Origin of the sequence: Pseudomonas sp. UBA6562, from assembly GCF_002434265.1 — a bacterium.
In the GTDB taxonomy this organism is placed as follows: Bacteria; Pseudomonadota; Gammaproteobacteria; order Pseudomonadales; family Pseudomonadaceae; genus Aquipseudomonas.
On the sequence record NZ_DJJS01000003.1, the window covers coordinates 174,766 to 194,201 of the forward strand.

18 protein-coding genes are annotated in these 19,436 nt (G+C 65.6%); 4 read left to right on the top strand and 14 right to left on the bottom strand.

What is annotated here, in order from left to right; all coding sequences use genetic code 11:
* Positions 1-3 precede the first annotated feature (3 nt).
* From B4M43_RS03520 to B4M43_RS03535, 4 genes are all read left to right on the top strand, one after another.
* Positions 4-1,575 (top strand): flagellar hook-length control protein FliK, encoded by a 1,572-nt coding sequence (locus tag B4M43_RS03520; RefSeq protein WP_296264246.1) that lies wholly within the window; start codon positions 4-6, stop codon positions 1,573-1,575.
* Positions 1,572-1,913, top strand: a complete 342-nt coding sequence (locus tag B4M43_RS03525; protein WP_296264248.1) for an EscU/YscU/HrcU family type III secretion system export apparatus switch protein — start codon at positions 1,572-1,574, stop codon at positions 1,911-1,913. Before B4M43_RS03520 ends, B4M43_RS03525 begins: the two co-directional genes overlap by 4 nt.
* Before the next feature lie 101 nt (positions 1,914-2,014).
* The gene (locus tag B4M43_RS03530) at positions 2,015-2,707 is read left to right on the top strand and encodes a dermonecrotic toxin domain-containing protein (protein WP_296264249.1); all 693 of its coding nucleotides are present in this window, start codon (positions 2,015-2,017) and stop codon (positions 2,705-2,707) included.
* A complete protein-coding gene (locus tag B4M43_RS03535; RefSeq protein WP_296264251.1) occupies positions 2,593-4,755 on the top strand; it encodes a dermonecrotic toxin domain-containing protein in 2,163 nt (720 codons plus the stop codon). Before B4M43_RS03530 ends, B4M43_RS03535 begins: the two co-directional genes overlap by 115 nt.
* A gap of 90 nt (positions 4,756-4,845) precedes the next feature.
* Here the strand turns inward: B4M43_RS03535 and B4M43_RS03540 are convergent, their stop codons facing one another.
* From B4M43_RS03540 to flhA, 14 genes are all read right to left on the bottom strand, one after another.
* The gene (locus tag B4M43_RS03540) at positions 4,846-5,241 is read right to left on the bottom strand and encodes a DUF2802 domain-containing protein (protein WP_296264253.1); all 396 of its coding nucleotides are present in this window, start codon (positions 5,239-5,241) and stop codon (positions 4,846-4,848) included.
* A 1-nt stretch (position 5,242) separates the two neighbouring features.
* A complete protein-coding gene (locus B4M43_RS03545; RefSeq protein ID WP_296264255.1) occupies positions 5,243-5,722 on the bottom strand; it encodes a chemotaxis protein CheW in 480 nt (159 codons plus the stop codon).
* Between the two features lie 44 nt (positions 5,723-5,766).
* A complete protein-coding gene (locus B4M43_RS03550; protein WP_296264256.1) occupies positions 5,767-6,660 on the bottom strand; it encodes a CheW domain-containing protein in 894 nt (297 codons plus the stop codon).
* Complete coding sequence (locus tag B4M43_RS03555; RefSeq protein ID WP_296264257.1) at positions 6,660-7,448, bottom strand: ParA family protein; 789 nt, start codon at positions 7,446-7,448, stop codon at positions 6,660-6,662. The genes B4M43_RS03550 and B4M43_RS03555 overlap by 1 nt, the downstream gene beginning before the upstream one ends.
* A gap of 78 nt (positions 7,449-7,526) precedes the next feature.
* Complete coding sequence (motD, locus tag B4M43_RS03560) at positions 7,527-8,384, bottom strand: flagellar motor protein MotD (protein WP_296264259.1); 858 nt, start codon at positions 8,382-8,384, stop codon at positions 7,527-7,529.
* A 2-nt stretch (positions 8,385-8,386) separates the two neighbouring features.
* Positions 8,387-9,127: a flagellar motor protein gene (locus tag B4M43_RS03565; protein ID WP_296264261.1), complete on the bottom strand. Its 741-nt coding sequence runs from the start codon at positions 9,125-9,127 to the stop codon at positions 8,387-8,389.
* Positions 9,127-10,284: a protein-glutamate methylesterase/protein-glutamine glutaminase gene (locus B4M43_RS03570; protein WP_296264264.1), complete on the bottom strand. Its 1,158-nt coding sequence runs from the start codon at positions 10,282-10,284 to the stop codon at positions 9,127-9,129. The genes B4M43_RS03565 and B4M43_RS03570 overlap by 1 nt, the downstream gene beginning before the upstream one ends.
* Positions 10,285-10,330: 46 nt before the next feature.
* Complete coding sequence (locus tag B4M43_RS03575; protein WP_296264266.1) at positions 10,331-12,682, bottom strand: chemotaxis protein CheA; 2,352 nt, start codon at positions 12,680-12,682, stop codon at positions 10,331-10,333.
* Between the two features lie 12 nt (positions 12,683-12,694).
* Positions 12,695-13,483, bottom strand: coding sequence for a protein phosphatase CheZ (locus B4M43_RS03580; protein ID WP_296264267.1), 789 nt, complete (start codon positions 13,481-13,483; stop codon positions 12,695-12,697).
* Positions 13,484-13,499: 16 nt separating this feature from the next.
* On the bottom strand, positions 13,500-13,874 hold the full coding sequence (locus B4M43_RS03585) for a chemotaxis response regulator CheY (RefSeq protein ID WP_296264269.1): 375 nt from the start codon (positions 13,872-13,874) through the stop codon (positions 13,500-13,502).
* Positions 13,875-14,073: 199 nt separating this feature from the next.
* Entirely contained in the window at positions 14,074-14,814 is a 741-nt protein-coding gene (gene fliA / locus B4M43_RS03590) for an RNA polymerase sigma factor FliA (protein WP_296264271.1), read from the bottom strand.
* Positions 14,811-15,644: a flagellar synthesis regulator FleN gene (fleN, locus tag B4M43_RS03595; RefSeq protein ID WP_296264272.1), complete on the bottom strand. Its 834-nt coding sequence runs from the start codon at positions 15,642-15,644 to the stop codon at positions 14,811-14,813. Before fleN ends, fliA begins: the two co-directional genes overlap by 4 nt.
* Positions 15,645-15,735: 91 nt before the next feature.
* Positions 15,736-17,043, bottom strand: a complete 1,308-nt coding sequence (gene flhF, locus B4M43_RS03600; RefSeq protein WP_296264274.1) for a flagellar biosynthesis protein FlhF — start codon at positions 17,041-17,043, stop codon at positions 15,736-15,738.
* Between the two features lie 11 nt (positions 17,044-17,054).
* Positions 17,055-19,184 carry a flagellar biosynthesis protein FlhA gene (gene flhA / locus B4M43_RS03605; protein WP_296264276.1) on the bottom strand — a complete coding sequence of 710 codons (2,130 nt, stop codon included), beginning with the start codon at positions 19,182-19,184 and terminating at the stop codon, positions 17,055-17,057.
* Positions 19,185-19,436: the final 252 nt, after the last annotated feature.

A 19,436-nucleotide genomic window follows, 5' to 3' on the forward strand; every position in this document is an offset into this window, starting at 1 on the left:
ATCATGACCGAGATCAATAGTCTTCCCCCGCAAGCGGCTTCGGCACCGCCCAGCGCCCGACCGGCGACGAGCGGTGAGGTCTTGCGCCTGGCCGATGCCCGGGAAGGCATGGTGCCACCCGGTACCACCGCCCAGGCCGAAGTGCTCAGCCTGCGTCAGGTGGGCCAGGCATTCCAGATGATGCTGCGCCTGACTTTGGCCAACGGCCAGCAGACCCAGGTGCAGGCCAGCGCCAGCCAACCCATGCCGCTGGGCAGCCAACTGACGGTCAGCCAACCCCAGGGCAGCCAACTGGCGGTGATGCTGCAATCGGCGGCGAGCAACCCGCAAGCGGCGCTGACCCGCCTGGACACCCGCGAGACGCCGGTGGGCAGCTTGCTGCAAGGCAAGGTGCTGACAACCCAGGCGCTGCCTGCCGTGGTCGGCCAGGCTGCGGTCTACCGTTCGTTGGTCAGCCTGCTCAACGGCACTCAGGCCGGCGCCACCTTGACTATCGACAGCCCTCGCCCGCTACCGCTGGGCAGCCTGCTCAGCGCTCAGGTGATGGGCGACCAGTCGCTGCGTTTCGTGCCCTTGAGCGGGCGCCAGGAGCAGCTGGCCGTCGCCCAGCAGTTGCTGACCCAACAAGGCCGCCAGGCCGACCTGAGCGGAGTGCTCGGCAGCCTGCAGAGCCTGGCCGACGACCCCGATGCCGGCGCGCAGTTGCGCAGCAGCGCCGAGCGCCTGCTCAACAGCCTGCCCGATGTGCGTCAACTGAGCGACAGCAAAGGCCTGGCCCAGGCCCTGGCCAACAGCGGCGGGTTTCTCGAAGCCAAGCTCACCGGCGGACAGACGGCAGCGCTGGCCACCGACCTCAAGGCCAACCTGCTGCGGCTGATGGCGCAAATCAGCCAGGCCAGTGGCGCTCCGCCATTCACACCGCCCACTGGCGCGGCGCTGGCGCCGCTGCTACCCGGCTTCACCCGTGCCGCCCTTGGCATGCTCGGCAATGCCTCGCCCCGTTCGCAACCCGGCGGTTTCCCGCTCCCATCGCGGTTGCTGCAAAGCCTGGAAGCCGAAGGCGATCTGGAGCAACTGCTGCGCCTGGCGGCCGGCGCCGTCTCGCGCCTGCAAAGCCATCAACTGAGCAGCCTGCAACAGACCGGCCTGACCGAAGACGGCACTTTGCAAAGCACCTGGCAGACGGAGATCCCGCTGCGCCACGGTCAGGAATTCGTACCGTTGCAGATCAAACTGCAGCGCGAGGAGCGCGAAGACGCTGCCGACCCCCAGGCCGACCGCCGAACGGCCAATGGCGAACCGGGCGATCCCTCATGGCGCATCGAGCTGGCCTTCGACCTGCATCCGCTCGGCCCCCTGCAAGTGCAGGCGCAACTGAGCCAAGGGCGCCTGTCGGGCCAGCTCTGGGCCGAACAGCCGGCCACCGCGCGCCTGCTCGACAGCCAACTGGGCGCCCTGCGCGAACGCCTGCTCGGTTGCGGTCTGGACGTCGGCGACTTGCACTGCCACGCCGGGACGCCGCCGCAAGGCCCGCGCACCCGCCTCGAACAACGCTGGGTAGACGAAAACGCATGAACCTCCCACCCCGCCAAGCCATCGCCCTGTCCTACGACGGCGAACAGGCGCCGACCCTGAGCGCCAAAGGCGACGACGAACTGGCCGACGCCATCCTGGCCCTGGCCCGCGAGCACGAAGTGCCGATCTACGAGAACGCCGAACTGGTGCGCCTGCTGGCGCGCCTGGAGCTGGGCGAGCAGATTCCCGAGGCGCTGTACCTGACCATCGCCGAGATCATCGCCTTCGCCTGGCAACTGCGCGGCAAGGTGCCGGACGATTTCGAACCCACGGCCCGCGAGCGCGACGTGACCCCGGACCTGCCGCGTCTGCCGCCGCCCGACCTGTCGCAGCGCTGAGCCTGGCCTGCTCGCGGCCAGGCGCCACGCCAGCATTATCTACCGCGCACACCATGCGCCCATGGCCGAGCCTTCCGGGCCCCTAACCCCGGAGAACCGCCATGACCCCTACCGGTATCAACGCTCAAGGCGTGCAACGCGTACGCCACCACCTGGCGCAACTGCCACGCCCCGATCGCGAAGCGCAGAAGGCCATCGGCAGCTGGCTGCGCAGCCAGGGCGTCAGCCTCGACCCCGATGAGATCGACGTGGTCACCTTGCATCTTCAACCGCAACCCTCGGGCCGCTACCAGGCGCAGGTCGTGCAGCGCATCAGCCTGCCGCAGGCGGTGCTGGTCAACTGGCAAGGCGAGTCGGCCAACGACATTTTCCGCACCTTGACCGCCGCACCTTGGGCCGGCGAGTTTCCTGCCCATGCCGCGATCGACGTGGTCGAAGCGCTCGACCATCGACCCGAGCTGTCGAGCCAGTCGCAGTACCGTGTCTTCAACGGCCTGTTCCGTCGCCGCGAACCGTTGCAGTTCGACACCTCGACGCTGATCGACGTTGCAGCCGAAACTTTGCAGAGCCACATCGAGTCCCTGGATTTTCACGACCGCTACAAAACGCAGCTGGAAGACTACTGGCACGCGCACCTGGACGAGCACCGCCTGTGCTGCAAACTCAACTTCGTCGCTGCGTGCAACAAGCAGGTGGCCGAAGGCACCCTCAGCGAGGCGGCGCGCCTGTTGATCTGGCAAGCCGCGCACCTGTTGCCGCGCAGCGCTGCGCTGCGCTGCGCGCCAGTCTGCTGAACATCTACGGCTACGCTGCCACCGACCTGCTCTGCCTGCACGACACGCACAGCGACCTGACGGTGCTGCATGTACCAGGCAACAGCTCGCCGCTGCTCGAATTCGCCAGCCAGGACCTGCTCAGGGACTGGGTTGGCGAGCAGTGCAAGGACGAGGTCAAGCGTCGCCACCTCAAACGGCACTTCCGCCTGGCCGATGCCCCCCAAGGTATCGACTTCAGCGGCCTGGACACCGCGCTCGAAGGGCTGGCCGTCTACCCGCACAGCCATACCCTGCCGCCGGAGCATGGCTTTTTCAACGACGACGGCAAGTGGCCGCCACGCACTTACGTCAACTATCGCCCCGATACCTACAGCCCGGCCCTGGACGGCGACCTGTTCCAGACCTTGGCCGAGCGCCAACGTCAACGCAGCCTGGACGACGCCGATTTTCTGATCACCAGCAGCGAAGAGGTCCGCAAACGGCGCTGGCGGCACTATCTCGACAACGCCCTCGCCTTGCTCCTGCCGTTGTCGTTCGTGGTTCCCGGCCTGGCTCCGTTGCTTGCGGTCGGCGGCATCGTACAGCTCGGCCTGGGTCTGGACGAGGCGATCAATGGGAAAACGCTGGAAGACAAGCAGGACGGGGTTGGCGACATCGCTTACGGCCTGTTCAACGCCCTGCCTGGCGTCGTTGCCGTCGCCAGCGAGACTGACGCGTTGTTCCAGACATGGCGCGACGGGTTCGTCGTGCCGACCCGTCTCAACGATCAGATCGGCTATCCGCTCAGCCCGCTCGACCCGCCGCGCCTGCCGAACATGGACATCGCGCCGTCCTTCAATCGCCGGCTGCGCATCGAACCTCTGCCCGAAGGCGACCCCGACGTGGCGGCAGCGGTGTCCCGCCACCCGCGCTACGACGGCAACAACGACATGTTGCGTGGGTATTTCGAACCGGTGCCGGGCTACCTCGACCCGATCGACCTGGTCTACGACATGGAAACCAACCTGTTCGTGCCCGAAGAAGACCTCAACGAGGTTGAAATGCGCTACTACGAGGCCGAGCCGGGTACCGGCAACGTACGGCCGGCGAACCCGGCCAACCGTGAGGTGACCCATGCCATGCGCACGGCGACCCTGCGCGCCTTGGGTATCGACCTGTCCCTGCCCATCGAACTGCCTCCCCTCCTGCCAGAAGGCGCCACGCCCATTCCCAAGCAGATCACCGCGCTGTGGGTCGGCGACAAGCGTATCGACGCGCAGGTGTTGGACAACCTCGCCCACAATGCCCAGGCATTGGGCGACAGCCCTTACCGATACCGTTTGATGTTGTCCAATCGCAGTGCCGAGGCCTTCGCCTACAACCTGGCACAGTTGAACAGCCGCGCTCCGCGACTGGACGTGCTGGTTCTGGAGGAACAGGATTTCTACCGGGCGTTCGAGCAAAGCACGGGGTATGCGCAATACCAGGCGGCGCTCGCCGATGGCGGTTCGGCAAGCAACTACGCCTCGGCCGCCGACGTCTTGCGCTATCCGATGCTGCACAGCGAAGGCGGCCTGTACATGGACGTCGACGACGCCCTGCTCCTGCATCCGGACACCGGCAAGGCCGCGCTCGACAGCGTCGAACTGACCACCAACGCAACCGGCTTGCTATTACAGCCGCCTGTGCAGAACGAACTGATGGGGCTGGATTCGGCGTACAACAACAGCATGATCGGCAGCCATGCTGGCAATCCGACGCTGCTGGCGGTCAGCCAAGAGATGCGCGGACGCTACCTGCGCCTGCTGGAACCTTACCCCATACGTCCCGACCGCATGGCCAACCCGGCCTCGTTCAGGCATTACGCCAAACAGATCAGTTGGCTCACCGGCCCGGACCTGATGACCGATGTGGTCGACCGCACCCTACCGGACCTGTACACGCTGCGTCAGTTGGCGCACCTGTACATGATGCCGCGCATCAACAGTTACCAGTTCGTCGACCTGGACGCGTTGAACGCGCTGCGCACTGCACGACTGCCCCTGGCACGCGTGGCGCAGATCGGCAAGTTGCATTCGTGGGCGTGAAGCGGCGCTGAGGCCAAAGGCTTCGGAGGCTTGGCTCGGCGCCCAAGGACGCCGAGCCATCGATGCGAGCAGCGTACAGGCGAGCGGCGGTCACTGCGCGCGGTGCAGCTTGCTCATCAACTGCGCCTCGGCCTGGGTCAGGCCGCAGGTCTGGGTCAGCTCTTCGACGCTGGCGCCCATGCCCACCAGTTTGGCGGCCTGGGAGAAGGTCACGTCGTTGGGATCGCGCTGTTCGAGCTGCAACAGCTTGTCGGGCAGCGGCGCCACCACACTGCGCAGCTCGTGGAGGGTGTCGCCCATGCGCACGGTGACGTTCTGGTAGTCGTCCAAGCGCTTGGCCAGGTCCTTGATGCGCTGATCGCGCAGCGCATCGCCCACCGCCTGCTCGGCCAGCACCTGGCGCTGGCGCTTGCTGTAGTTGAGGAACAACCACAGGCTCACGGCCCATAGCAACGCCAGGAACAGCACCGCCACCTCGAAGATCACCTTAGATGTTCTCCAGTTCCGACCACTCTTCTTCGGTCATCATCTTGTCCAGCTCGACCAGGATCAGCAGTTCGCCGTTCTTGTTGCACACGCCCTGGATGAACTTGGCCGATTCGTCGTTACCGACGTTGGGCGCGGTCTCGATTTCGGATTGGCGGAGGTAGACCACCTCGGCGACGCTGTCGACCAGGATGCCGACCACTTGCTTGTCCGCCTCGATGATCACCACCCGGGTGTTGTCGGTGACCTCGGTGGGCATCAGACCGAAGCGCTGGCGCGTGTCGATCACGGTGACCACGTTGCCGCGCAGGTTGATGATGCCCAGCACATAGCTGGGCGCCCCCGGCACCGGTGCGATCTCGGTGTACCGCAGGACTTCCTGGACCTGCATGACGTTGATGCCATAGGACTCATTGTCCAGGCGGAAGGTTACCCATTGCAGAATCGGGTCTTCGGAGCCCTGCGCAGACGATTTTTTCATTCCCCTACCCTCGAAATCCGCCAGTGGCGGTGTGTGCGGCTGTGTCATTGGTGTTTGGCGTGCATCTGCTTGACGGCGCCGCTGGCGATCAGTTCCGCCAGTTCGGCGACGTCGAGCAAGGCGCACATGTGTTCGATCACGGTGCCGGCCAGCCACGGGCGTTGGCCCCGTTGGCTGCGCCATTTGATTTCGTCCGGGTCCAGACGCAACGAGCGGCTGACCTGATGCACGGCCAGCCCCCACTCGTAGCCCTGCACCGAGATCACGTATTGCAGGCCCTGGCGGAAGTCGTCGCGGTAACGGTCGGGCATCACCCAACGCGCGGTGTCGAGCACCTTGAGGTTGCCGGCCTGGCAGGTGAGGATGCCGAGGAACCAGTCGGGCTGGCCGAACAGCGGCGTCAGCTCCTGGCCGGCCAGCGGGTAGATCGAGCCCAGGCAGACCAACGGCACGGCCAGGGTCAGCCCGGCGACATCGAACAATAGGCACTCGAACGGCTCGGCCGCCCAAGCCGGACGGCCGGTGTCGTTGGCCGGCGGCTGTGGCGGCAGGACGGCGGGCCGGTGCACGTCGGCCACCGGCGCCAGCGGCTCGATGTCGAGCTCGCTGACCGGTTCGCTCGGCACCGGCACCTGAACCTCTGCCAGCATCTGCTGGTCGGCCACGGTCGGTACCGCTTCGGGCAGCGTGAGCACGCTGGGCAGCACCGGCGGCGTCGGTTCGGCGAAGGGACGCGACGGTACGCTGGCCAGTTTTACCGGCTGGCGACGGGCATCGCGCTGCTGCTCTTCGCGCACGGCCTGGGCGAACTCGTCGGCGTCGCTGTGCGCCTCGGCGACGGGCGCGTCTGGCAGCTCGGTGGCCTCCTGCAGCAACCCGTCTAGGTAAGACTGCAAGGCCAGTTGCGGCTTGCTGGCGAGCGGTCGGGGTGCGTTCATCAGGCCACCTGCAAAGCGTTGCGGTAGGTCAACAGATGCTTGAGCAGCGCGCGGTAGGCGATCAGGCCGCGGCTCTTGGCATCGTGCTGGCTGGGAGTGACGCCGGCGCGGCTGGCGTCGCGCAGGCGCGTATCGACCGGGATGTAGCCCTGCCAGACGTGTTCGGGATAACTGTCGCGCAGCAGCTTGAGGGTGCCCATCGACGCCTGCGTGCGGCGGTCGAACAAGGTCGGCACGATCTGGTACGGCAAGGCCTGCTTGCGCGAGCGGTTGATCATGGTCAGGGTGCTGACCATGCGTTCAAGGCCTTTGACGGCGAGAAACTCGGTCTGCACCGGGATCACCAGTTGCTGGCTCGCGGCCAGGGCGTTGACCATCAACACGCCGAGCAACGGCGGGCTGTCGATCAAGGCGAAATCGAAATCCTGCCACAGCTGCGCCAAGCTCTTGGCGATCACCAGGCCGAGGCCGTTCTGCCCCGGCGACTGGCGCTCAAGCACCGCCAGCGCGGTGCTCGACGGCAACAACGAGATGCGCTCGTCGCTGGTCGGCAGCAGCAATTGGCCCGGCAGCCCTTCGGGCACGGCGCCCTTGTGCTGGAACAGGTCGTAGCAACTGTGTTCGAGGGCATCGGGGTTGTGCCCGAAATAGCTGGTCATCGAGCCGTGCGGATCGAGGTCGACGACGATCACGCGCTTGCCCGCCTCGGCCAGCAGGCCCGCGAGTGCGATGGTCGTGGTGGTCTTGCCGACTCCACCTTTTTGATTGGCGACTGCCCAGACTCTCATGGTGCCTTGCTTCCTCCCGGACGGCCGACAGCCTTGCCGGGAACGGTTTTTGGATTCGGTGACGGAGAATTGACGGGATCAGCTGTCATTCGCCGCCGCTCCGCTCGCTGGTGCACTTTGTGTGCCAGCCCGGCGCAACGCCGCGTCCGGCGTGGCATTGGCCGAGCCGGTGGCGGTCAGGCTGCGGCGCACTTCGAGGTTGCGCGAGATCACCAGCACCACGCGCCGGTTCTGCGAGCGGCCCGCTGCAGTGGCATTGCTGGCCACCGGCTGGTACTGGCCGTAGCCCACCGAGGCCATGCGCGCCGGGTCCACACCGTCGAGCGCCAGCAGGCGCACGATGCTCGCGGCGCGTGCCGAGGACAGCTCCCAGTTGGTCGGGTACTGCGCGGTGCGGATCGGCTGGTCGTCGGTAAAGCCTTCGACGTGTACCGGGTTGGCGAAAGGTTTCAAAATCCCCGCCACGCGGTCGATGATGGAAAACGCCGCGTCGCTGGGCATGGCGTCGCCGCTGCCGAACAGCAACGACGAGTTGAGCTCGATCTCCACCCACAGCTCGTTGCCACGCACGGTCATCTGCTTGCCCGCGATCAGGTCGCCGAAGGCGGCGGTGACTTCGTCGGTGATGGCCTTGAGCGGGTCGTTGGCGGTCTGCCCCAGACCCGCGTCGGTCTGCTCGCTGTCCTTGATCAACGGCTGCGCCGGGCGCGTGCTCAACGGCCGCTCTTCGCCGACGGGGATGGGCCGCATGCTGCGCTCCGGGTCGTTGAACACGCCCAGCAACGCCTCGGACACCACCTTGTATTTGCCCTCGTTGACCGAGGAAATCGAATACATCACCACGAAAAACGCGAACAGCAACGTGATGAAGTCGGCGTAGGACACCAGCCAACGTTCATGGTTTTCGGGTTCTTCCACGTGGCGACGACGACGCATGCCTACTCCATGAAACCTTGCAGTTTCAGCTCGATCGAGCGCGGATTCTCCCCTTCGGCGATCGACAGCAGGCCTTCGAGGAGCATTTCCCGGTAGCGCGACTGGCGCAGCACCAGCGCCTTCAGCTTGTTGGCCACCGGCAGGAGGATCAGGTTGGCGCTGGCCACGCCGTAGATGGTGGCGACGAAGGCCACGGCGATGCCGCTGCCCAGTTGCGCGGGATCGGCCAAGTTGCCCATCACGTGGATCAGGCCCATCACCGCGCCGATGATGCCGATGGTCGGCGCGTAGCCGCCCATGCACTCGAACACCTTGGCCGCTTGCAGGTCGCGGCTTTCCTGGGTGAGGAAGTCCACCTCGAGGATGCTGCGCACCGATTCGGGCTCGGCGCCGTCGACCAGCAGTTGCAGGCCTTTGCGGGCATAGGGGTCCGGCTCCAGGTCGGCCACGCTTTCCAGGCCGAGCAGGCCTTCCTTGCGCGCCGTCAGGCTCCAGTTCACCACCCGGTCGATGCCACCGGCCAGGTCGACGCGCGGGGGAAAGATGATCCAGCGCAGGATCTGCAACGCCCGCTTGAACGACGACAGCGGCGACTGCAACAGCGCGGCCGCTAAGGTACCGCCCAATACGATCAGTGCCGCCGGGCCGTTGATCAGCGCACCGGCATGGCCGCCTTCCAGGAAATTGCCGCCGACGATGGCGACGAAAGCCAGGATCAGGCCGATCAGGCTGAGCACATCCATCAGTGGCAGGCCTCGACCAGGTGCTTGCCGATCTCGTCCAGGCTGTACACCGCATCGGCCAGGTTGGCTTTGACGATGGCCATGGGCATGCCGTAGATCACGCAGCTGGCCTCGTCCTGCGCCCACACCGTGCTGCCGCACTGCTTGAGCAGGCGCGCGCCTTCGCGGCCGTCGGCGCCCATCCCGGTGAGCACCACCGAGAGCACCTTGTCGCCGTAGGACTTGGCCGCCGAGCCGAAGGTGATGTCCACGCACGGCTTGTAGTTCAGGCGCTCGTCGCCGGGCAGGATTTTCACCGCGCCACGGGCATCGACCATCATCTGCTTGCCACCCGGTGCGAGCAGCGCCAGGCCAGGGCGCAGGATGTCACCGTCTTCGGCTTCCTTGACGCTGATGCGGCACAGCTTGTCGAGGCGCTCGGCGAAGGCCTTGGTGAAGGCCGCCGGCATGTGCTGGATGAGCACGATGGGCGCTGGGAAATGCGCGGGCAGTTGCGTCAGCACCCGTTGCAGGGCCACCGGCCCGCCCGTGGAGGTGCCGATGGCGACTAGCTTGTAGGCCTTGCGTCGCGGCGCGGGCGAGCTGGCGGGCGCAGCGGCGGTGGGCGCCGCGCTGCGCGACGGCACCGGGCTGCGCGCGGTGGCCGGATGTGGCGCGTGGCTGGCAGGCGTGCCGGCGCTGGCGGTAGGCGCAGATGCAGGGCTGGGCGTGGCCGGCGCAGGTGCGGGGCTTGGGCTGGCGTAGCTGCCGAAACGGCGGTTGCTGCGCGCCAGCGTATGGACTTTCTCGCACAGCATCTGCCGGACTTTATCCGGGTTGCGCGAGATGTCTTCGAAATTCTTCGGCAGATAATCGACCGCGCCGGCATCCAGCGCATCGAGGGTGACCCGGGCGCCTTCGTGGGTCAGCGAGGAGAACATCAACACCGGGGTCGGGCAGCGCTGCATGATGTGCCGCACGGCGGTGATGCCGTCCATCATCGGCATCTCGTAGTCCATGGTGATGACATCGGGCTTGAGCGCCAGCGCCTGGTCGATGGCTTCCTTGCCATTGGTCGCGGTGCCGACGACCTTGATCGCCGGATCGCCGGCGAGGATTTCAGAGACACGGCGGCGGAAGAAACCCGAATCATCCACCACCAGGACCTTGACTACCATAAACACTCCGTTAGACGGCGCCCCCTTCGCGGGCGCGCCGACGCGATCAGATACGCCGCGCGGCGTAACGCTTGAGCATGCTCGGCACATCCAGAATCAGCGCGATGCGGCCGTCACCGGTGATGGTCGCCCCCGACATGCCTGGCGTACCTTGCAGCATCTTGCCCAGCGGCTTGATGACCACCTCTTCCTGGCCGACCAGCTGGTCGACCACGAAGCCGATGCGCTGGGTGCCCACCGACAGGATCACCACATGGCCCTCGGGCTGCTCCTCGTGGGCCTGGCCCTGTACCAGCCAGCGCTTGAGGTAGAACAGCGGCAAGGCCTTGTCGCGCACGATCACCACTTCCTGGCCGTCGACCACGTTGGTGCGCGACAGGTCGAGGTGGAAGATCTCGTTGACGTTGACCAGCGGGAAGGCGAAGGCCTGGTTGGCCAGCATCACCATCAGGGTCGGCATGATCGCCAGGGTCAGCGGCACCTTGATGATGATCTTCGAGCCCTGGCCCTTGACCGAATTGATGCTGATCGAGCCGTTGAGCTGGGAAATCTTGGTCTTGACCACATCCATGCCCACGCCACGGCCGGAGACGTCGGAAATTTCCGTCTTGGTCGAGAAGCCCGGGGCGAAGATCAGGTTGTAGCAGTCCGATTCGCTCAGGCGGTCGGCGGCGTCCTTGTCCATCAGGCCCTTTTCCACGGCCTTGGCGCGCAGGACGGCCGGGTCCATGCCCTTGCCGTCGTCGGAGATCGACAAGAGGATGTGGTCGCCCTCCTGCTCGGCCGACAGCACCACGCGCCCGGTGCGCGCCTTGCCCGAAGCTTCGCGCTCTTCGGGCATCTCGATGCCGTGGTCGACCGCGTTGCGCACCAAGTGCACCAGCGGATCGGCCAGGGCCTCGACCAGGTTCTTGTCCAGGTCGGTCTCTTCGCCGACCAGCTCCAGGTTGATGTCTTTCTTCAACTGCCGCGCCAGGTCGCGAACCAGGCGCGGGAAGCGCCCGAAGACCTTCTTGATCGGCTGCATGCGGGTTTTCATCACCGCGGTCTGCAGGTCGGCAGTGACCACATCGAGGTTGGACACGGCCTTGGACATGGCCTCGTCGCCGCTGTTGAGGCCCAGGCGCACCAGACGGTTACGCACCAGCACCAGCTCGCCGACCATGTTCATGATCTCGTCGAGCCGCGCAGTGTCGACACGCACGGTGGTCTCGGCTTCGCTGGCGTGCTTTTCCGCCGGTGGCGCGGCCGGCGCACGGGCCGGGGCCGGAGCCGCCGGCTTGGCGGCAGCCGGCGCCGGGGCTGGTTTGGCCACAGGCGCCGGGGCAGCGACCGCAGCGGCCGTGGCGGTTTCGGCCGCAGGCGCGACGCGCTCGGCGGCGAACTTGCCCTTGCCGTGCAGCTCGTCGAGCAGGGCTTCGAATTCGTTCTCGGAAATGTGCTCGTCGTTGCCGGCGGGCGTCGTTGCGGCAGGTGCCGCGGTTTGCGCGGCGGCGCCCGGCGCTACGGCGCCCGGCGCGGCGGCGCCCGAAGCAGAAGCGCCCGACGCGACGGCGCCCGACGCAGCGGCGCCCGGCAAGGCGTCGGTGGTGAAGCTGCCCTTGCCATGCAACTGGTCGAGCAAGGCTTCGAACTCGTCGTCGGTGATCTCGTCGCTGGTCGCGGCCGGCGCCGGCGTTTCGGCCGCCGCTGGCGTGGCCTTGGCCGAGAACTGGCCTTTGCCGTGCAACTGGTCGAGCAAGGACTCGAATTCGGCGTCGGTGATTTCGTCGCCCTCGCCACCGACCGGTTCGACCGGCAGCGCTTCGACGCTGGCCAGGGCGGCGGGCGGCTGCGCAGCGGCAGCGGCTTCGGCCTTGACCGCGTCGAGCGAATCGAGCAGACGCTCGAACTCGTCGTCGGTGATGTCGCCGTCGTCGGTCGCCGGCGCAGCCTCTGCGGCCACGGCGGGTGCGGTCGGGGCGGCGACCGGCGCCACAGGCTCGGGCGCGGCGGCCGCTTCGGCGCCTGCCGGTTCGGCCAGGCGCGCCAGGGCGGCGAGCAGCTCAGGCGTGGCCGGCGTCACTTCGGCACGTTCGCGCACCTGGCCGAACATGCCGTTGACCGCATCCAGCGCTTCCAGCACCACGTCCATCAGCTCGGCATCCACGCGGCGTTCGCCCTTGCGCAGGATGTCGAAGACGTTCTCGGCAATGTGGCAGCACTCAACCAGCTCATTGAGCTGGAGGAAGCCGGCGCCCCCTTTTACGGTATGAAACCCGCGAAAAATCGCATTGAGCAGGTCCGCATCATCGGGTCGGCTTTCCAGCTCGACCAGCTGTTCGGACAACAGCTCGAGAATTTCGCCGGCCTCAACCAGGAAATCCTGGAGGATTTCTTCATCGGCGCCGAAGCTCATTGAACGTGCTCCTTAAAAACCAAGGCTGGATAGCAAATCGTCTACATCGTCCTGACCGGACACGACGTCCTCACGCTTATCGGCATGAATCTGCGGACCTTCACCTCGAGTCGGATGTTTTTCTTGGTCTTTTTCATCGCGCAGCTGCTGATGGTCATGTTCGATACCGGCGAAACGGTCGACCTGACTGGCCATCAACACCAACTTGAGCAGATTGCTTTCGACTTCCGTCACCAGCGCGGTGACGCGCTTGATGACCTGGCCGGTCAGGTCCTGGTAGTCCTGGGCCAGCAAAATATCGTTCATGTGCCCGGCGACCTTGCGGTTGCCCTCGGCGCTGCTCGTCAAGAAACCGTCGACGCGGCGCGCCAGGTCGCGGAACTCGGTGGCCGACACTTCGCGGCGCATGAAGCGCTGCCAGTCGCCGCTCAGGGCCGAGGCCTGCTCGGCCATGTCGTTGAGCACGGGCGTGCTTTCTTCGACCAGGTCCATGGTGCGGTTGGCGGCGTTCTCGGTCAGCTTGACCACGTAGCCCAGCCGCTCGGTGGCATCGGTGATCTGCGAGACTTCTTCGGCCTGCGGCATGCGCGGGTCGATCTGGAAGCTGACGATGGCGCTGTGCAGCTCGCGGGTCAGCTTGCCGACCTCGTTGTACAGGCCCAGGTCGCGGGTCTGGTTGAGCTGATGGATAAGCTGCACGGCATCGCCGAAACGGCCTCGTTCGAGGCTCTCGACCAGCTCGCGAGCATGCTTTTTCAGGGTGCCTTCGAACTCACCCAGAGAGGTATCGATAGATTCCATTGCGCCCCCTGGCGGCTTAGCCGTTCACGCGCTCGAAGATCTTTTCGATCTTTTCTTTCAGCACCTGGGCGGTGAAAGGCTTGACCACATAACCGTTGACCCCGGCCTGGGCCGCTTCGATGATCTGGTCGCGCTTGGCTTCGGCGGTGACCATCAGCACCGGCATGCCCTTGAGCGTGTCGTGGGCGCGGACCTTGCGCAGCAGGTCGATGCCGGACATGCCGGGCATGTTCCAGTCGGTGACGAGGAAGTCGTAATGGCCCTTTTCCAGCATCGGCAACGCCGTGGTGCCGTCGTCGGCCTCGTCGGTGTTGGTGAAGCCCAGATCGCGCAGCAGGTTCTTGATGATCCGCCGCATCGTCGAGAAATCGTCAACGATGAGGATTTTCATGTCTTTGTTCAATTAGAGATCTCCAAGCAGTCTCATCACGCGCCCGGCGCCGAGCGCGTGCGTCATTCGTTCTTAAAGCGGCAAGGTGCACGCTTCAGGTACAAGCTGTGCGGCGTTGCCAGACAGTTACGCGCTTTGTAAAACCACCGCGATCCGCTCTTACCTACCACTTGCCGCATGCAACCCGTAGCCGGCCACCCTACCGGGCGCGCCATTCTCCCAGGCGACTGCGCAGGCGCGCCGCACATTGGCTGTGCAACTGGCTGACCCGCGACTCGCTGACCCCCAGCACTTCGCCGATTTCCTTGAGGTTCAGCTCTTCGTCGTAGTACAGCGCCAGGACCAGACGCTCGCGTTCCGGCAGGTTGGCGATGGCGTCGGTCAGGGCTGCCTGGAAGCGTTCGTCTTCGAGGCCGCGACCCGGTTCCGGCGAGCCGCTGGCGCCGTCTTCGTGCAACCCTTCGTGCTCGCCGTCCTGCAACAGGTCGTCGAAACTGAACAGGCGGCTGCCCAATGTATCGTTGAGGATGCCGTAATAGTCATCCAGCTCCATCTTAAGTTCGGCAGCGACTTCATGATCTTTAGCGTCGCGTCCGGTTCTCGATTCCACGGCGCGCATCGCCTCGCTGACCATGCGCGTGTTGCGGTGCACCGAACGCGGTGCCCAATCGCCCTTGCGCACCTCGTCGAGCATGGCGCCGCGGATGCGGATGCCGGCGTAGGTCTCGAAGCTGGCGCCTTTGCTGGCGTCGTATTTGTTGGCCACTTCCAACAGGCCGATCATGCCGGCCTGGATCAGGTCTTCGACCTGCACGTTGGCCGGCAGGCGCGCCAGCAGGTGGTAGGCGATGCGCTTGACCAGCGGCGCATAGCGCTCGATCAGCTCGTACTGAGCGTCCTTGGAGGCACGGCTGTACATCTTGAATCCGCTCGCACTCATAGCACCGGCCCTGCGCTGGTCGGCTGCACCAGGCGCTCTACGAAGAACTCCAGGTGGCCGCGAGGATTGGCTGGCAGCGGCCAGCTGTCGACCTTCTGCGCGATGGCCTTGAAGGCCAGGGCGCATTTGGAACGGGGGAAGGCTTCGTACACCGCGCGCTGCTTCTGCACGGCCTTGCGCACCGATTCGTCGTAGGGCACGGCGCCCACGTACTGTAGCGCCACATCAAGGAAGCGGTCGGTGACCTTGGTCAGCTTGGCGAACAGGTTGCGCCCTTCCTGCGGGCTCTGCGCCATATTGGCCAGCACGCGGAAGCGGTTCATGCCGTAGTCGCGGTTGAGCAGCTTGATCAGCGCGTAGGCGTCGGTGATCGAAGTAGGTTCGTCGCACACCACCAGCAGCACTTCCTGGGCGGCGCGCACGAAGCTCACCACCGAGTCGCCGATGCCGGCCGCAGTGTCGATGACCAGCACGTCGAGGTTGTCGCCGATCTCGCTGAAGGCCTGGATCAAGCCGGCATGCTGCGCAGGCTGCAGGTGCACCATGGTCTGCGTGCCGGACGCCGCCGGCACGATGCGTACGCCGCCCGGGCCTTGCAGCAGCACGTCGCGCAGCTCGCAGCGGCCTTCGATGACGTCGGCCAGGGTGCGCTTGGGCGTCAGCCCCAGCAGCACATCGACGTTGGCCAGGCCAAGGTCGGCGTCGAGCAGCATGACTCTGCGCCCGAGCTCGGCGAGCGCCAGAGACAGGTTCACTGAAACGTTGGTCTTACCGACGCCGCCTTTGCCACCGGTCACGGCGATGACCTGTACGGGATGCATGCTACCCATGTCTGTTGTTTACCTTGTCTCGCTTGGACCCATGCCACAGTGGAGGCCAACTGCCCGCCCCGTTCTGTAGGTACTTTTCGCAGCACATCTCTCAACCCACCCGCTTGCCTGGGTGGTGGTACAGATCAGCGAACATGTCGGCCATGGCCTCTTCGCTGGGTTCGTCCTGCATCTGCACGCTGACCGCGCGGCTCACCAACTGGTGCTTGCGCGGCAGGTGCAGGTCGTCAGGAATGCGCGGCCCATCGGTGAGATAGGCGATCGGCAATTCGTGACCGATGGTCAGGCTGAGCACTTCGCCCAGGCTGGCCGTTTCGTCGAGCTTGCTCAGGATGCAGCCGGCCAGGCCACAGCGCTTGTAGCTGTGGTAGGCGGCCGACAGCACCTGTTTCTGGCTGGTGGTGGCCAGTACCAGATAATTCTTCGAAGCGATGCCGCGCCCGGCGAGCGTCTCCAGCTGCATGCGCAAGGCCGGATCGCTGGCTTGCAGGCCGGCGGTGTCGATCAGCACCACGCGCTTGCGCAGCAGCGGCTCCAGGGCCTGGGCCAGCGACTCGCCCGGGTTCACGTAGGTCACCGGCACGTTGAGGATGCGGCCCAGGGTCTTGAGCTGCTCCTGGGCACCGATGCGGAAGCTGTCCATGCTCACCAGCGCCAGGCTGCCGGCGCCGTACTTGAGCACGTAGCGCGCGGCGAGCTTGGCCAAGGTGGTGGTCTTGCCCATGCCGGCCGGGCCGACCAAGGCGATCACCCCGCCCTGCTCGATCGGCTCGACGTCGGGCACCTGGATGCGCCGCGCCAGGTGCGCCAGGACCATGCGCCAGGCATGGCGAGGGTCTTCGATTTCGGCGGTCAGCTCCAGCAGGTCGCGGGCCAGGGCGCCGCTCAGGCCGATGCGCTGCAAGCGGCGCCAGGCGTTGGCCTGCTGCGGCTTGCTGCCTTGCAGCTGGTTCCAGGCCAGCGAGCCGAGCTGCACTTCGAGCAGTTCGCGCAAGCCCGAGAGTTCGGCGCGCATGGCGTCGAACAACCGTGGATCGACCGCCGCCGGCGCGGCAGGCGCGGCGCTGGCCGGGGCCTGCACATGGGTGTCGATCAGCGGCTCGGCGGCGGTCAGCGACTGGCCGGCGAACAGCTGGCTGCCCTCTTCGCTTTCGTGGCGGCTGGAGAGTTCGGCCTGGGCGGTGACGATACGGGTCTGGGTCTTGCGCAGTTCTTCCTCGAGCTCGGCATTGGGCACCCGCGGCGCCAGCACCGAAGGCTTGTAGTCGAGCGCGGCAGTCAGTTCCACGCCGCCGGCAATGCGCCGGTTGCCGATGATGGCGGCATCGGAGCCCAGCTCATCTCGGACCAGCTTCATGGCCTGTCGCATATCGGCGGCGAAAAAACGCTTAACTTGCATAACCCACTACCTCAGCCGTTAGGGCCCACAGTGGCAACGATGGTGACCTGCTTGTTGTCCGGTATTTCCTGGTACGCCAGCACGTGCAGGTTGGGCACTGCCAGGCGTCCGAAGCGCGAGAGCATCGCGCGGATCGGCCCGGCCACCAGCAGGATCGCCGGCTGGCCTTGCATTTCCTGACGCTGGGCGGCTTCGATCAAGGAACGTTGCAACTTTTCGGCCATGCTGGGCTCGAGCAGTACACCGTCTTCCTGACCTTGTCCGGCCCGTTGCAGACTATTGAGCAAAATCTGTTCCAACCTTGGCTCCAACGTGATCACAGGCAGCTCGGACTCAACGCCGACAATGCTTTGCACGATGGCGCGACACAATCCGACGCGCACGTTGGCCACCAGCGCGGCGGTATCTTGACTCCTGCCCGCGTTGTTGGCGATCGATTCCGCAATGCTGCGGATATCGCGCACCGGCACCTGCTCGCTGAGCAACGCCTGCAAGACCTTGAGCAGCCCCGACAAGGAAATGACGCCTGGTACGAGTTCCTCGGCCAGCTTGGGCGAAGCCTTGGCCAACACCTGCAACAACTGCTGCACTTCCTCATGGCCAATCAGCTCGTGGCAGTGCTTCTGCAAGATCTGGTTGAGGTGAGTGGCCACTACCGTACTGGCATCGACCACGGTATAGCCCAAAGATTGCGCCTGGGAGCGTTGGCCGACGTCGATCCACACCGCTTCCAGGCCAAAGGCCGGGTCGCGCGCGGCGATGCCGTTGAGGGTGCCGAACACTTGGCCGGGGTTGATCGCAAGCTCGCGGTCCGGGTAGATCTCGGCCTCGGCGAGGATCACGCCCATCAGCGTCAAGCGGTAGGCGCTGGGTTGCAGGTCGAGGTTGTCGCGGATGTGCACGGTGGGCATGAGGAAGCCCAGGTCCTGGGACAGCTTCTTGCGCACGCCCTTGATCCGCGCCAGCAATTGCCCGCCCTGGTTGCGGTCCACCAGCGGAATCAGCCGGTAGCCCACTTCCAGGCCGATCATGTCGATGGGGGTGACGTCGTCCCAGCCCAGTTCCTTGGTTTCCTGGGCGCGCTGCGGCGAAGGCAGCAGGTCTTGCTGGCGCTGCACTTCGGCCAGGGCCACGGCTTCGGCCTGCTGCTTCTTGCGCCACACCAGGTAGGCGCCACCGCTGGCGAGCAGGCCCAGGCCGATGAAGGCCACGTGGGGCATGCCCGGCACGAGGCCCATGACGATCATCAGCGCGGCCGACACCCCCAAGGCCTTGGGCGAATCGAACATCTGCCGGTTGATCAGCTTGCCCATGTCTTCGGAGCTGGAAGCCCGGGTGACCATGATCGCAGCGGCGGTGGACAGCAGCAGCGACGGCAGCTGCGCCACCAGACCGTCACCGATGGTCAGCAAGGCGTAGACCTTGCCCGCCTCGCTGAACGGCATGCCGTGCTGCAGCATGCCGATGAGCATGCCGCCGATGAGGTTGATGAACAGGATCAGCAGACCGGCGATGGCGTCGCCGCGCACGAACTTGCTGGCACCGTCCATCGAGCCGTAGAACTCGGCTTCGCCGGCCACTTCGGCACGGCGCAGCTTGGCCTGGTTCTGGTCGATCAGGCCGGCGTTGAGGTCGGCGTCGATGGCCATCTGCTTGCCGGGCATGGCGTCGAGGGTGAAGCGCGCGCTCACCTCGGAGATACGCCCGGCACCTTTGGTCACCACCACGAAGTTGATGATCATGAGGATGGCGAACACCACCGCACCGACCACGTAGTTGCCGCCGATCACCACCTCACCGAAGGCCTGGATCACCTTACCGGCCGCGCCATGCCCTTCCTGGCCGTGCAGCATCACCACACGGGTGGACGCGACGTTCAGCGCCAGACGCAGGAGCGTGGCCACCAACAGGATGGTCGGGAAAGCGGCGAAGTCCAGCGGCCGCAGCGCGTACACGCACACCAGCAGAACCACAATCGACAGCGCGATATTGAAGGTGAAGAACACGTCGAGCAGAAAGGGCGGGATCGGCAACATCATCATTGCCAACATGACCAGCAACAGCAGCGGCACGCCCAGGCTGCCCCGACCGAGACCGGCGAGGTTGTTGCGGGCATGACTGATTAGATGCGAGCGATCCACCGGGCGTCCTCTTGCAGCAAAACTTTGACGCCAATGCGGCGCTTGGCGGGTGCTTTGCAAGAAGCTGTCCAACTTGGGTGAGGGGGCGTCGATCCGTGGTGCGCTGCGGTCGGATTGCCTGCGCTTGGTGACTGGCGGTGGCGGTACAGGTTCGATGCCGAGGGCGTTGAGGCTGCACCGACCGTCAGGCTGATCGCCCTGCTACATCGGGCTTTCGAGGTGTTCGTTCACATCCGAAATGTGCAATGGCTT

What these genes read in the sequence shown, in the direction of transcription:
- B4M43_RS03520 (WP_296264246.1), top strand. Translation starts at nt 4, where the DNA reads ATGACCGAGATCAATAGTCTTCCCCCGCAAGCGGCTTCGGCACCGCCC.
- B4M43_RS03525 (WP_296264248.1), top strand. Translation starts at nt 1,572, where the DNA reads ATGAACCTCCCACCCCGCCAAGCCATCGCCCTGTCCTACGACGGCGAA.
- B4M43_RS03530 (WP_296264249.1), top strand. Translation starts at nt 2,015, where the DNA reads ATGACCCCTACCGGTATCAACGCTCAAGGCGTGCAACGCGTACGCCAC.
- B4M43_RS03545 (WP_296264255.1), bottom strand. Translation starts at nt 5,722, where the DNA reads ATGAAAAAATCGTCTGCGCAGGGCTCCGAAGACCCGATTCTGCAATGG.
- B4M43_RS03550 (WP_296264256.1), bottom strand. Translation starts at nt 6,660, where the DNA reads ATGAACGCACCCCGACCGCTCGCCAGCAAGCCGCAACTGGCCTTGCAG.
- B4M43_RS03555 (WP_296264257.1), bottom strand. Translation starts at nt 7,448, where the DNA reads ATGAGAGTCTGGGCAGTCGCCAATCAAAAAGGTGGAGTCGGCAAGACC.
- motD (WP_296264259.1), bottom strand. Translation starts at nt 8,384, where the DNA reads ATGCGTCGTCGTCGCCACGTGGAAGAACCCGAAAACCATGAACGTTGG.
- B4M43_RS03565 (WP_296264261.1), bottom strand. Translation starts at nt 9,127, where the DNA reads ATGGATGTGCTCAGCCTGATCGGCCTGATCCTGGCTTTCGTCGCCATC.
- B4M43_RS03570 (WP_296264264.1), bottom strand. Translation starts at nt 10,284, where the DNA reads ATGGTAGTCAAGGTCCTGGTGGTGGATGATTCGGGTTTCTTCCGCCGC.
- B4M43_RS03575 (WP_296264266.1), bottom strand. Translation starts at nt 12,682, where the DNA reads ATGAGCTTCGGCGCCGATGAAGAAATCCTCCAGGATTTCCTGGTTGAG.
- B4M43_RS03580 (WP_296264267.1), bottom strand. Translation starts at nt 13,483, where the DNA reads ATGGAATCTATCGATACCTCTCTGGGTGAGTTCGAAGGCACCCTGAAA.
- B4M43_RS03585 (WP_296264269.1), bottom strand. Translation starts at nt 13,874, where the DNA reads ATGAAAATCCTCATCGTTGACGATTTCTCGACGATGCGGCGGATCATC.
- fliA (WP_296264271.1), bottom strand. Translation starts at nt 14,814, where the DNA reads ATGAGTGCGAGCGGATTCAAGATGTACAGCCGTGCCTCCAAGGACGCT.
- fleN (WP_296264272.1), bottom strand. Translation starts at nt 15,644, where the DNA reads ATGGGTAGCATGCATCCCGTACAGGTCATCGCCGTGACCGGTGGCAAA.
- flhF (WP_296264274.1), bottom strand. Translation starts at nt 17,043, where the DNA reads ATGCAAGTTAAGCGTTTTTTCGCCGCCGATATGCGACAGGCCATGAAG.